Origin of the sequence: Ktedonobacter robiniae (genome assembly GCF_016587375.1) — a bacterium.
Taxonomy (GTDB): Bacteria; Chloroflexota; Ktedonobacteria; order Ktedonobacterales; family Ktedonobacteraceae; genus Ktedonobacter; species Ktedonobacter robiniae.
In genome coordinates this window covers 626,099-639,319 of the sequence record NZ_BNJG01000003.1, presented here as the reverse complement: position 1 = coordinate 639,319, position 13,221 = coordinate 626,099, and the positions used below count along the sequence as shown (strand labels likewise).

At 54.7% G+C, this 13,221-nt stretch carries 11 protein-coding genes and 1 pseudogene; 2 read left to right on the top strand and 10 right to left on the bottom strand.

The window, feature by feature from the left end; genetic code table 11:
* Positions 1 to 58 precede the first annotated feature (58 nt).
* Both JMJ04_RS35405 and uvrA read right to left on the bottom strand, forming a co-directional pair.
* A complete protein-coding gene (locus JMJ04_RS35405; RefSeq protein ID WP_201375084.1) occupies positions 59 to 673 on the bottom strand; it encodes a superoxide dismutase in 615 nt (204 codons plus the stop codon).
* A gap of 284 nt (positions 674 to 957) precedes the next feature.
* Positions 958 to 4,002 carry an excinuclease ABC subunit UvrA gene (uvrA, locus tag JMJ04_RS35400; protein ID WP_201375083.1) on the bottom strand — a complete coding sequence of 1,015 codons (3,045 nt, stop codon included), beginning with the start codon at positions 4,000 to 4,002 and terminating at the stop codon, positions 958 to 960.
* A 392-nt stretch (positions 4,003 to 4,394) separates the two neighbouring features.
* Here uvrA and JMJ04_RS35395 point away from each other — a divergent pair, with 392 nt between their 5' ends.
* A complete protein-coding gene (locus JMJ04_RS35395) occupies positions 4,395 to 5,351 on the top strand; it encodes a helix-turn-helix transcriptional regulator (RefSeq protein ID WP_201375082.1) in 957 nt (318 codons plus the stop codon).
* Positions 5,352 to 5,425: 74 nt separating this feature from the next.
* Here JMJ04_RS35395 and JMJ04_RS35390 read toward each other — a convergent pair whose 3' ends face one another.
* The 6 genes from JMJ04_RS35390 to JMJ04_RS35365 all read right to left on the bottom strand — a co-directional run bounded on the left by JMJ04_RS35390 (position 5,426) and on the right by JMJ04_RS35365 (position 11,642).
* Positions 5,426 to 7,177, bottom strand: a complete 1,752-nt coding sequence (locus tag JMJ04_RS35390) for a DHA2 family efflux MFS transporter permease subunit (protein ID WP_201375081.1) — start codon at positions 7,175 to 7,177, stop codon at positions 5,426 to 5,428.
* Positions 7,178 to 7,252: 75 nt separating this feature from the next.
* Positions 7,253 to 7,852 carry a PadR family transcriptional regulator gene (locus JMJ04_RS35385; protein ID WP_201375080.1) on the bottom strand — a complete coding sequence of 200 codons (600 nt, stop codon included), beginning with the start codon at positions 7,850 to 7,852 and terminating at the stop codon, positions 7,253 to 7,255.
* A gap of 212 nt (positions 7,853 to 8,064) precedes the next feature.
* Positions 8,065 to 8,547: a heme-degrading domain-containing protein gene (locus JMJ04_RS35380; protein ID WP_201375079.1), complete on the bottom strand. Its 483-nt coding sequence runs from the start codon at positions 8,545 to 8,547 to the stop codon at positions 8,065 to 8,067.
* 13 nt (positions 8,548 to 8,560) lie between these two features.
* The gene (locus JMJ04_RS35375; RefSeq protein ID WP_201375078.1) at positions 8,561 to 9,652 is read right to left on the bottom strand and encodes a Gfo/Idh/MocA family oxidoreductase; all 1,092 of its coding nucleotides are present in this window, start codon (positions 9,650 to 9,652) and stop codon (positions 8,561 to 8,563) included.
* A 150-nt stretch (positions 9,653 to 9,802) separates the two neighbouring features.
* Positions 9,803 to 10,567, bottom strand: coding sequence for a DUF4388 domain-containing protein (locus JMJ04_RS35370; RefSeq protein ID WP_201375077.1), 765 nt, complete (start codon positions 10,565 to 10,567; stop codon positions 9,803 to 9,805).
* A 403-nt stretch (positions 10,568 to 10,970) separates the two neighbouring features.
* Positions 10,971 to 11,642: a TMEM175 family protein gene (locus JMJ04_RS35365; protein WP_201375076.1), complete on the bottom strand. Its 672-nt coding sequence runs from the start codon at positions 11,640 to 11,642 to the stop codon at positions 10,971 to 10,973.
* A 342-nt stretch (positions 11,643 to 11,984) separates the two neighbouring features.
* Between JMJ04_RS35365 and JMJ04_RS35360 the strand changes: the two genes are divergently transcribed.
* A complete protein-coding gene (locus JMJ04_RS35360) occupies positions 11,985 to 12,305 on the top strand; it encodes a zinc-ribbon domain containing protein (RefSeq protein WP_201375075.1) in 321 nt (106 codons plus the stop codon).
* A gap of 464 nt (positions 12,306 to 12,769) precedes the next feature.
* On the opposite strand, the pseudogene JMJ04_RS49520 reads toward JMJ04_RS35360, so the two are convergent.
* Positions 12,770 to 12,862, bottom strand: a pseudogene (locus tag JMJ04_RS49520) (hypothetical protein); the annotation flags it as partial.
* Positions 12,863 to 12,936: 74 nt separating this feature from the next.
* A complete protein-coding gene (locus JMJ04_RS47415; RefSeq protein WP_236039018.1) occupies positions 12,937 to 13,194 on the bottom strand; it encodes a hypothetical protein in 258 nt (85 codons plus the stop codon).
* Positions 13,195 to 13,221 lie beyond the last annotated feature (27 nt).

Below are 13,221 nucleotides of genomic sequence, written 5' to 3'. Positions count from 1 at the left end.
AGCAAAAAAGAGGTTGGGCAAAAGCCCAACCTCTTTTTTGCTTCACTGGATTTTAAATCTAGCGATTGGTTGCCTGCTCGAAGCGGCGACCAACGATATCCCAGTTGACCACGTTCCACCACGCGCTCAGATACTCGGGGCGGCGGTTCTGATACTTCAGGTAGTAGGCATGCTCCCACACGTCGTTGCCGAGCAGAGGAACGTTGCCGTCCAGCAGGGGGCTATCCTGGTTGGGGGTGCTGGTAACTTCGAGCTGACCATTCTTGTTCAGCACGAGCCAGGCCCAGCCAGAGCCGAAGCGCTTGGCACCGGCATCATTAAAAGCCGCCTTGAAGGCATCAAAAGAGCCAAAGGTGCTGGTGATGGCCTGAACCAGGGCGCCGGTAGGCTCCTTGCTGCCACCAGGGGTCATGGTCTCCCAGAAGAGGGTGTGGTTCGCGTGACCGCCACCATTGTTGCGGACGGCGGTGCGCTTGGCCTCGGGAACCTCGTTGAGGCGGGCGAGAACCTGCTCAACGGCCATGCTGGCGAACTCGTGCCCTTCGAGGGCCGCGTTCAGGTTGCTGACATAGGTGGCATGATGCTTATCATGGTGGATCTGCATCGTCTGGGTATCGATGTATGGCTCCAGAGCCTGGTAATCGTAGGGGAGAGGTGGAAGTTGAAATGCCATAACATTTTCTCCTTTGTTCTCTATCCATGTGTCTTTTTAAACGGAAACACAGTTTATCAACATTTCTTCGCGAAGCGAAAGTGCATGTCGAGTCGGGGTAGGTGTGAGGTCGAGGGGCCAGCGCTAGCGACCCCCTCGACCTCACACCTACCCTAAACGTCCACCTTCTTCACGAAGAACGCGATCAACTGGTGACATTATATCGCGTTTTGCATATACATTGCCATGGCTGAAAGAACAGGAGAGCCTGTTCTTTTGGCCATTGTATTTATGACCTGTGATTTTTACAGGAAGTGTCCAGTGTGGCTTGCTGTTACCTGGGCGACTTGTTCGGGGGTGCCTTCGGCGATGATGTAGCCGCCGTTGTGGCCACCTTCGGGACCCATGTCGATGAGCCAGTCGGCATTCCTGATGATATCCATGTTGTGCTCAATGACGATGATGGTGTTACCGAGCTCGACCAGGCGGTGCAATACATCAAGTAGGCGCTGTACATCGGCGAAGTGCAGGCCAGTGGTGGGCTCGTCCAGGATATAGAGTGTGCGCCCGGTGGAGACGCGGCTGAGCTCTTTGGCGAGCTTGATGCGCTGAGCCTCGCCTCCGCTAAAGGTCGTGGCGCTCTGACCCAGTTTGATGTAGTCCAGGCCCACATCGTGCAGCGTCTGGAGTACACGCGCGATCTTGGGAACGTTGGCGAAGAAGGCCAGTGCCTCCTGAACGTCCAGGTTAAGGACCTCGTGAATGTTCTTGCCCTGGTAACTCACCGCCAGCGTCTCGCTGTTGAAGCGTTTTCCATTGCACTCTTTGCAGGGTACCCAGACATCGGCCAGGAAGTGCATCTCCACCACATGCTGTCCATGACCCTTGCAGCTCTCGCAGCGCCCACCCTCGACATTGAAGCTAAAGCGGTCGGCCTTATAGCCGCGTTCTCGCGCCAACTCTGTCCTGGCGAAGAGGGCGCGTATATCGTCGAAGATGCCAACATAGGTGGCGGGATTGGAGCGCGGCGTGCGCCCGATAGGCTCCTGCGTAATGTTGATGACCTTGTTCAGGCGCTCGATGCCCTCCAGTGTGTCAAACGGCCCCGCAGGCTCCTGTGTATTGTGTAGCGCCTGCATCAGCGCAGGATAGATCGTGCCATTGACCAGGCTACTCTTGCCACTGCCGCTGACACCTGTCACACAGGTCAGCAGGCCAAGCGGGAAGCGTCCATCCACGTGCTTCAGGTTATGCAAAGTGGTGTTCTTGATCGTAAGCCAGCCCTGTGCGGGAGCGCGCCTGTTCTTTCCCCGAGGCGAGGTGATACGTAGCTGGTTGCTCAGGTAGCGCCCGGTGAGCGAGGTCTCGTGAGCGGCGACGCGCTCAGGGGTATCGGCAACCACGACCTCGCCGCCCAGGATACCGGCGCCGGGACCCATGTCGATCAGCCAGTCCGCGCTACGCATAGTCTCCTCGTCGTGTTCGACAACCAGGACGGTGTTGCCCATGTCGCGTAGCTGGAGCAGGGTGTTGAGCAGGGTGTGCTGGTCGCGGGCGTGGAGTCCGATGGATGGCTCATCCAGGACATAGAGGACGCCGACCAGGCCACAGCTCAATTGGCTCGCCAGGCGAATACGTTGTCCCTCGCCGCCGGAGAGCGTGGGCGCGGATCGGTTGAGAGTCAGGTAGTGCAGTCCGACATTGAGCATAAACTGAATACGCTGGCGAGTTTCCTTAAGGATCTCGCTCGCGATCAGTAGCGGCTCTTCGTCGAGGGTCTCATAGAGTTCGTTGAGCCAGGAGAGCAGTTGGTCGATGGTCATCTCGCCGATCTCGCTGATGTTGCGCCCGGCGAGGGTGACACCTCGCACTTCAGGTGAGAGGCGTGTTCCCTGGCAGGCTGGGCAGGCCTGCTGGCTCATATAGCTGGTATACCAGTTCTTCATGTTTTCCGAGCTGGTCTGATGGAAGCGGCGATTGAGTTCCTCAATGATGCCGGGGTAGCTCTCAACGCGGTTATGAGTCCAGCTCCCATTGTTATTTGCCTGCGAGAAGGAGAGATTGAACTCGATCTCCTCAGTGCCCGATCCATAGATGAGCACATCGCGAAAGTGCTGAGGCAGTTCTTGCCAGGGAAGCTCTAGATCGATCTGATAGTGCTCCGCTAGCGACATCAAGACGGAGGTCGTATAGTTGACACCCTTCTTACGCACGTTGCCAAACCAGCGCAGCGCTCCATCCAGCAACGAGAGGTTGGGGTCTTCAATCAGCAAGGTTGGATCGACCTCCAGGCTTGTCCCCAGGCCATTGCAGGCCTGGCACATGCCAAAGGGCGAGTTAGGGCTAAAGTGTGAGGAGAGTAGTTCAGGGAAGGGCGTCCCGCAGTGGCCACACCGTCGCTGCTCACTCAAGATCGCCTCATGGCCATGATAGAGATCAACTACCAGCGAACCTCCACCCAGTTGCATCGCGCGCTTGACGGCTGCCAGCAAACGCTCATGCCAGGCATCATCCCGGGAAGCGGGGACGCTCTCGCGCATGATCAGCAGCTCGATGGTATGTGACTCATGCTCCTCAAGACGGATATCGACGAGCGTGACCTCGGGTGCGCCATCGACGCGGGCGTGTGTATAGCCATCACGTATGGCTTGCTGGATGAGGGTGTTGTGGCTGTCCTGGCCTAGAGGAGCGAGCAGGCGAAAGGGTGTCCCAGCTGGGAGCGCGGCGACGCGGCGCGCGATCTCGCTGGGCAGGTGTGATTGAACGACTGTGCCGCACTTCGTACAGTGTGCTATGCCGATGCGCGAGTAGAGCAGGCGGAGGTAGTTAATGACCTCGGTAATGGTTCCAACGTTTGAGCGTGGATTCTTGCTCACCGTCTTCTGCTCGATAGCCACGGCTGGACTGAGACCATAGATGAAGTCGACTTTCGGCTTCTCGACCTTATCCAGGTAGTGGCGTACAAAGGGCGAAAGGCTCTCCACATAGCGGCGCTGCCCCTCGGCGTAAATGGTATCGAAGGCCAGCGAAGACTTACCGCTCCCGCTCACACCTGTTAGCACCACGAACTTGTTGCGCGGAATTGCCACATCAATGTTCTTGAGATTGTGCTGTTGCGCACCACGAACAAAGATCTGCTCTGGCTCAACATGTACCTCCAGGCTCTCCTCCACATAGGCCTGGCGTTTCTGACTGGCCTTCCCCTTGAGACCGGGATTCAAGCCCATAAGCATCTCGATATGGGGATGGAGCTGCACTCCTCCAGGCTGTGCTTCATATGGCTTTAAATCTTTGCCCCTGGGCATATCTTCCAACTTCATATCAGTATCTAATTGTTGAACGTCGTGCATATGTCGGACAACCTCCTTAGTGTCCTGGCGGAGACAACGCGTCCCCAGGGTCTATATTGTCAGGTGTATAGCTAAGCGTAAGGTGATGACGTAGGATTAGGGGAAGCGCATGGTTGTGAGAACCACAGCAACAGTGAGAAGTATACAAGGGGTAACCTGACATCTTCTGTCAGGAAGGGGGCAATGTGGCCAGAGATATATATGAAGTGAAGGGATGGTTGCTTGTTCCCCACGCTCATGCAAGAGAAAAAAGTAGTGATTCTGAAGGGTGGGTCTTACATCTATAGGGGCGCCAGAATGTTTATGATCTCAAATAAGACATAGGCTGGCATATTTTGCTGTTACAATAGAGAGTAAGAATATGAATGTATGGGAAGGAGGGACGAGAAGCTATGCGTGCTGACCGCTTGCTCTCTATACTTTTGCTCTTGCAGGTACATAGTCGTTTGACCTCGCGGGAGCTGGCGCGGAGGTTGGAGGTTTCGGAGCGGACGATTCATCGCGATATGGAGGCCCTGGGCGTGGCGGGTATTCCCGTGGTGGCGGAGCGCGGCAATGGGGGTGGCTGGGGGCTGCTGGAGGAGTATCGCACTAATCTGACAGGTTTGAATGAGGCCGAGATTCAGGCGCTCTTCTTTATTAAGCCTGACCGCCTGTTGAATGATCTGGGGTTGCGTAAGGCCTCGGAGGCGGCTTTGATCAAGCTGCTGGCGGCCGTACCCTCCGCGCAGAGGCGTGACGCGGAGTATGCGCGCCAGCGTATTTATGTGGATACCGCCGGGTGGAATACGAGCGAGGGCGAGAGCCTGCCGCATCTCGCGGTCGTGCAGGCTGCGGTCTGGCAGGAGCGGCGGCTGCGTATTGGTTATCTGCGCAATGAAGAGGTGGTTGAGCGCGTGCTTGATCCGCTGGGACTGGTCGCCAAGGGGAATATCTGGTACCTCATCGCCGCCGTTGATGAGCAGTTGCGCAGTTATCGTGTCTCACGTATCGCCAGTGCCGAGTTGCTGGAGGAGCCATGCCAGCGCCCCATTGATTTCGACCTGGCGAGCTACTGGCGACAATCAATGCGCTCCTTTAAAGCTAATCTGCCGCGCTATACTGTGCGCGTGCGCGTGCCAGAGGAGCTAGTCCACGGGCTGTATCATGCCAGCCGGGCCATGAAGATTGAGCAGATGGGCGAGGTCGATAAGCAGGGATGTGTAGAGCTGTTGCTGCATTTTGAGATGCGCGAGGATGCCTGTGGTTATGTGCTCAGCTTCGGCCCACGTGTGGAGATCCTGGAGCCACTGGAGCTGCGCGAACAGATCTATGAGCTGGCAAGAAGCTACGTGGAACAACACAAGTAGCCGCGTACGCCAGTAGCGGGCCCGCTACTGGCGTACGCGGCTACTCGACCATAGCCTCTACAAAGTTTTTAGGGTTAGTGGGCGGCCATGACGACGGGTGGCTCGCCGTCGGTGACCTCGGAGGGTTTATGGCGCTCGATGGCGGTCAGGAGCGAGACGATGGTTCCGATGGCGGCAAAGATGGCGGAGATGAGCCAGGTCAGGCGAAAGGTATCGATCGCGCCTGCCTTGAACTCGCGGGCAATGCTGTCGTTGAGAGACTTCAGTTCAGGCTTGAGGGCCTGTCCCGCGGGACCGGGAATCTGATCGGCCAGCTTTGTCAGGTCGAATGAGTTTTGATTGGCCGACGAGGAGGTCGCAGCCTCGCCAGAGGCGGTACTGCTGGCGGTGCTCTTCTTCAGACCTGTGACGATACCGTCGCGCAACTGTTGAGGGAGCTTATTATCCTGGTTCACAATCTGGATGGAGTTCTGTTGCGCCTGGTTAATGTTGGGTGTGATCTGATTAGTGAAGACGGCGATCAGGATGGCGATACCCAGCGCGAAGCCGATCTGGCGGAAGGTATTGAAGATACCACTGCCCACACCTAGCTTGGCGCGTGGAAGATCTGAGAGAGCGAAGGCGGGGAAATTCTGAAAGCAGAGGCCCATGCCTATGCCCAGGATCGCCAGGCGCCAGGCCATATCAGGGTAGGAGGTATCCACACTGGTGAAGAAGGTAAGCGTAAAGCCGATTGCCAGCACCGCCAGGCCTATTGTACCCATGATACGGGGATTGAGGAAGCGACTGAAGGCGCCTGAGAGTGCCGAGACGACAAAGGCGGTCAGAGGAATGGGCAGGATGGCATAGGCCGCATTGAGCTGATCATAGCCCTGGGCGTTGATGTAGTAGAGCACGGTCATCAGGAATGCGCCCTGGATGGCGATACCGAAGAGGAACATCGAAATATTCGAGGCGGTAAAGCTGCGAATCTTGAAGAGGCTGAAGTCGACAATCGGGTCCTTCTGCCTTGCCTCAATGAAGACGAAGAGGACCAGGCAGACGATCATTGCGGCGAAGAGGCCCAGAATCGTGGGTGAGTTCCAACCCCAGGTGTTGCCCTGCATAATCGCCAGGACCAGGCAGAACATGGAGATGCTCAGGGTCAGCAGACCTGGGAGATCGATGCCCTTGCTCACACTTGGCTGGCGCGTCTCAGGTACGAAAAGCGCGACCATGATCAGGCCGATAATACAGAACGGGAGATTGACATAGAAGATGGCACGCCAATCAAAGTTCTGTACCAGGAAGCCGCCTAGAACCGGGCCGATGGCTGAGGCGATACCTGATGAGGCACCCCATACACCAATGGCTGCACCACGCTTCTGGGGCGGGAAGATGGAGATAATAATTGCCAGGCTAATCGGATTGAGGGCTGCCGCGCCTATGGCCTGGAAGGCGCGTGCCGCTATAAGCACCTCGATCGAGGGCGCAATCGCGCAGAGCAGCGAACCCAGACTGAAGACCACCATACCGATCATAAAGGTCAATTTACGCCCAAACTGATCGGCGAAGCGACCAATACTGACCAGCAGCACGGCAAACACCAGGCTATAGGCGTTCAGCACCCAGGTCGCCGTCGTCAGGTCGGTATTGAGCTTGGTCACAATGTCCGAGAGCGCGATATTGACGATGGTTACATCCAGAAGGGACATAAAAAAGCCAAACATGAGCGCTGTCAAGGCGAGCCAGGGATTGGCTACCTTGCCATTGCGCAGCGTGAAGGTTGGTTGTTCCCACCGCCCAGGTGTCACATTTGGGCTTGAGGAATTCTCTGCCGCTGACATAAATGTTACTCCTTAACAAAATTGGTCAAAGTCTTTTTTTGGGTATTATGGCATGTATCTATAGCGATTACCGGGTTATGAGCGCGTTGTCTGCTCTGGTAGGTTGGTTGCATCTTGCGTGCGCGCTAGTTCTCGTTCGCGCAGGTGTTGTGCCCAGGTATACTCAAGTTGCCAGTGCGCAATGAGATGATCAACGCCTTCGAAGATATCGTCATGCAAGGGCTGGCTCCAGCCATAGCTCGCATCACCAGAGCTATGCTGGTGCAGATCTTCACGCTCATTCTGCAGATGCAAGATGTGCGCCTGGCAGTAATTGAGATAGTGATCGATCAGGTAGAGGCGTTCTGAGGGAGCCAGGAACGAGAGAAATGGCATCTTTTGCTGAAAAACCTTCTGGTACTCGCCAGGATTAGAGGTTATGTCCAGCATTAAGAGGCGAAAGCGCTCCCGCCCTTTATCCGTGATTCGGTAGGAGCGATAAGGGCGGTTACTATGCTCATTTTCTGGCTCTTCTGCTACAAGCAAGCCATTTTCTTCCAGCCTGGCCAGGAGAGGATAGAGGCGCCCATTGCTGAACTTGGCATAGGGACCAATCATGTCGTTAATAATTTTGGCGATCAGGTAGCCATGCGCGGGCTGATAGAGCAGATGGGCCAGAATGAGCAGTTCGTACATAGCGCCCCCCTTTTCTAGATTTTTCAAGTGCTTCGTTTAGAGATGCCTGTCTATATAACCTATCATAGAGACATGTCTCTGTGACCTATTGTATCCGCTAAAACGAAAGAAGTCAATGAAGAATGGAGAAGTCGCCGCATAGGCCAGTAGCGCGCTACTGGCCTATGCGACTACAGGGGAATCATGCTTTAGCAGCGCAGCATTATCCTCGCTTATGCATGCGCCGAGAGGAAGCTGCGGATGGTACTTGTCACCAGTTCATGATCCTCAGCTTGGGGCAGCCCGGAGACGGTAATCGTGCCGACGATGCCCACATGCTTGATGATCAGGGGGAAGGCTCCACCATGTGCGGCATACTCGCTCTCTGAGATCAGATATTTCTCCTCGATACGCTTGCCCTGGCTACGCAGGTACGTCCCGATATAGAAAGAGCTATGTCCGAAGCGCGTCACAACGCGATTCTTGCGCAAAATCCACTCGTTGTTGTCGTTGGCTGTCCCCTCCATCGAGAGATGAAAAAGTTGCTGGCCGTTGCGCACGATATCGATGGCGACGGGCTTCCCTTTGTGCTTTGCAGCCTCGTAGAGGGCCAGGCCAAGTTTAAGCGCGGTCTCATTCGTGAAGTTGGTAAACTGGAGTTCCTCTTCCTGCTGGCGTAGCTCGCGCAGCAGGGCTTCATAGTTTTGTTCTGTCATGTTTCTTTCCTTGTTAGAGGGTGATGACGCGGCCCTGGTGGGCACTTTTCTGGGCGGCTTCGATGACGCGTAGCACTTCTACGACCTCGCGTGGGTTGACTGGAGGTTGTGTGCCTTCGCGTAAGGCATCGCGTAGACGGGCGTAGAAGAGGGGATAGCTGCCAGACTCACTCTCGACCAGGCCATCGAGGCTTACACCATTGATCTCGCTAACGATGTGGCCCCAGCGCTCGCGAGGTTCCTGGCCCCATACAGGCGTATTGGTGGGCGTTTTGCCAGCTTTCAAATCGTCTTCCTGTGGATCAAGGCCCCATTTCTCAAAGGTTCCCAGCAGGCCGCGCACCAGAAAGCGTGGGCCAGAGAGGCGCGCGACCTGGCTGACCCAGAGATGGGCGATGACGCCAGTGGAGAAGCGGAGCGCGACGAAGCTATCATCGTCGGCCTGGGTATGTTCGCGGCGTTTGAACATCTCGGCATAGACACTCTCAGGCTTGCCGAAGAGGAAGAGCGCCTGGTCTATGAGGTGACTTCCTAGGTCGAAGAGCTGACCACCCGCATCCGCCGGATCAGCTGATTCTTTCCAGTTGCCAACTTTAGGTTGCAGGCGATAGCGCTCGAAGCGCGATTCAAAGCGTGTCACAGGCCCCAGGGTATTGGCTTTGAGCAGTTTGCGGATTGTGAGAAAGTCATTATCCCAGCGCCGGTTCTGGAAGACGGTAAGCAGCTTGCCTGTCTCTTTACTGGTCGCGATCAACTGTTCGGCGTCGGCGACCGTGGCCGCCATGGGTTTATCGATGACCACATTCAGCCCGGCGCGCAGGGCCTCCAGTCCCAGAGGAACATGGGCGCGATTGGCTGTGGCGATAACGACCAGGTCATACTCGCTGGCATCGCTCCATAAATCCTGGACGTGGGAGTAGATCTGGGCCTGGGGATACTTTTCCCTGGCCTGCTGCTGGCGATCAGGATTACTGGTGACTATGGCCGTGAGGCGCATACCAGGCGTACTGGCGATCAGGGGCGCGTGAAAGACAGAGCCAGCCAGGCCGAAACCAACGACGGCGACGCGTACAGGCTCGGCTGACTGAGAGGAAGACGAAGGCATATCTATACTCCTTGTTATTGCTTGCTAGTCAGGCTCTCTCTCATTATCCGCATTCGGTAAGCGACTTGCAAGAGTAATACCTATGGGATAGTGACGGGGCAATGCCGCAGACATTGCCCCGTCACTATCCCATATTTCTGCTTCCTCTTCTTAATAGATGATTTTAAATCTAACGAGGCCCATCTGTTCTAGCTCTATCAACAACTGGCGCACGCTGAGGATGGAGCTACCGGTCAGGCGCGCTAAATCGACGATGGTGCGTTGACCGTCGAGCAAAAAGTAGAGGTGGCGCTGAGAGCGGGTCAGGGGATAGTGACCAATGAGCGAGATAGCGTCTGGACCTTGCAGGAGGCGGTAGGGAACAAGCGTTGTTTCCTGCTGGGCAGACGCCTGCTGAGCACCCCATGAATTATAGGCTGGCGATTTTGGGGCGTTGGTCGGCGGAGAGTTAAGCACAGACTCATTCTGGAAAGGGAGCAGCGTATTGGGCGCGAATGGCCCTTTATTTGTGCGTGCAGGAGGGATGTTTGGTGTATAGGATCCTGGTGTGAGGGTATTTGATCGTGGCCGTATGCTGGCGGGAGGTATGGGGGTCTGGGGAGGCATAACTATAGGATCTGAGGTTGGCTGACTTCTTTGAGGAAAGATGCCCTCCATTTCCATAGGCGAGGTGAGGGCAAATGTATACCTGCACTGGCCCCATGCAAGCAGCCAGTTTAAAGCCTCTTCGCCGGTGCGCGTTCCCACGCTTGCCTCGACTATTCCTCCATGGAGCAAAATGACGCGCCCTTTTTCTTTCACGCCGGCTTTGCTGCGTTGTAAATCAAGGACACCACTGCGGTGCTCATCAGCGAGATTTTGTAAAAAAGTCTCTAAGTTTGTTGCCCATCCTTGTTGCGGTTCTTGTTCGGGCATGCTGTACCTCACTGTTTCTTACCCGTAATTGACATTCCTCCAATTATCTTGTAAATGAGCACGGCGACTCTGCCCTCTGCCGAATTACGAGACAATGCGGTCTTTGGAGGAAAAAATAGTAGTGTAAATTATGTTTTGCTAATCTTTTATGGGAAAAAGTAGTTGTAGCAACTAGACAATTATCACCAGCATAGTAAATATAAGGTGAAGGTACAATGTTTGTCAATGTTTTTTCTATTAAAAAAGCACTTGTTGGTTTGAAGCTATCACTCGCCTTGGACGGGAGCGAAACCCACTTTGACGCGTGTGCAATCGTCCTGATGAAAGGTTCGCGAAAACTCGTCCTAACTGGAGTAGTCAATAAATTGTAGAGTCCAAGCTGGCTTGAGCCCTACAACAGTCATCAAATGTGATCCAGTCGACCAATCCGTGGGGCAATGGCAGAGTTGAGTTGTAGGAGGATCAGTAGCACAATACTGATATATGTATTGATGATGCTAAAGAGCATGGTGACGGCGTAGAGTACCTGGTAGAAGACTATGCGTCGCTCGGTGGCGGAGCGTATTTCGGTGGTCACCTCGTCTTTCAGTAATCCTGCACGGCGGGCATAGCGCCAGCTGGCGAACAGGATGCTTCCTAGCAAGAGCAGGTGAAGCCAATATATGCCCAGGGCGACGCGATAGGTGATAAATGCAGCTAAGAGTCCCGTTGAGAAGGGCATGAGCGAGACAATAAATAAGAAGGCCAGATGGATCCAGGTGAGATGGCGATTACTCGTCACAAAATAATTAAGCTGTGTTTGCTGGCCAACCCAGAAAATACCCAGGGTGAGAAAACTCATGGCATAGGGGAGAAAGTGTGGCACAAGATCGACTAACGCATGCAATAAGGGCAATTCTCTCCCAAATCCCTCACTCGTCCATAGCAATGATGTGGTAAAACTGTTCTCGGCATTGACCAGAGGAGTGTGCAGGTCGAGGACGAGCAGGGTCATCGCAACGGCAAAGATGCCATCGGAGAGTGCGGCAAGCCGTTCCAATTGTTGTCCGGCGATACGATTATAAAATGTTTTCATGGATGGTTCCTTCCTGAGCATATAGGTAATCTCTTTCCTAATGATAAGTCGTTTGCCTTTCCTGATACAAGTGTGAAATCGAAGGGAGCGCGTAGCCGTGCGCCGCTTTCTCAGGAGAGCCTTCGTGCCTGCGGTGCTCAAGGGTAAGGGATGTGCAAAAGAGAATCGGAAACTCTTGCCAGAAAGGGTGAGAACTCTAGCAGAAACGAAAAGAATGTGTTATACTAAACGAACACTGTATGGTGCTTTGTTGCTCTAAGTAAACTGACTGAGGTGATGGTGCGCAATACAGAAGTTCAACTATTAGATCCGTATAGCGGATAATGAGAAAGAGAGTTTCCTTTGACTGACCAGACACTGTATTGTCGCGACTGTAACCAGGAATTTACCTTCACTGTCGGTGAGCAAGAATTTTATGCGAGTCGTGGACTGACGAATGCCCCAAGTCGTTGCCCCGAGTGCCGTGCTGCCCGCAAGCAGGCAAATGGAGGCTCACGTGGTGGCTACCAGCGCGAGGCACGCCAAATGTACACGGCTACTTGCGCGAGTTGTGGAAATGAAGCGACTGTTCCTTTTCAGCCACGAGATGATCGCCCCGTCTATTGTCGGGATTGTTATCAGCCCCGTGAGACGTCGTATTCCAACAACCGATCAAGCTGGTAATGCCAAAGGCAGAAGCAATCACGCTTCTAGCCACTAGCCGATTGAATAATATGGCTACATCCTAAAAAGAGGGTGTGCTTCTCTAGTAGAAGCACACCCTCTTTTTAGGATGTAGCCATACACATCCTCCAGCAGAAATCTTTGTTCTTTTAGTTTCTCCTTATGATATCGTGCCATTGTTGCTAGCTTCTGCCGTGCCTCTCGACGCTCGCGACGCATGCTTGGGAATGCAAAGGCGGCGCGAGGAGCTACCCCTCGCGCCGCTTTCCTCTGCGTCACCTCACCATCGGTCGCGCTCAGACCCAATTGACCATCCGCGTGCCTCAGAGGCCCGCTTCCTCCTGCGCCCGCCCAACCCAGTCAAGCGCCTCGTCCGGGGTGCCGTGCTGCCCGAGAAAGAGGCTCAGTTGGGCCGCATGCTCCTGTACGTGACGCATGGTATATAACTGGAGCTCTAAAAAGCTTATGGACGTTCCTCCGGGCCAGGGGAAAGTGAACGGTTGATACGCTTTCTCGTCTGTTAGCTCAGCAATCGTTGTGTGGCACTTCTTACGCAAATGTACTAGATAGCCGTGGAGCTCATCTTTGGTATAGGGCTGTTCGGGAAAGACACTTGCCGGGTCAAGCGCATTTATGAACGGCGCGGGGGAGCAAAGCCTTCGTGTGAGCCGGTGAGATACAAATCGAGCCAGAAGAGAGTGTGATAGGTGAGCGACCAGAATGCTGCGTCTTCCGGAGACTGAGAGTGGTCCGAGGGTGCGCTCCAGAGGCACTCTCTCCACAGCGGGGCAGGGCAGGCTAGCAAGGCATTTTCAAGCATATCGATGGCTGCGCCGAACTGCTGCCACAGAACGGTGCGAAACGTTATCTCTATCGTTTGTTCAGCCATAACGTATCCTCCTTTTTTCTTCTTTTT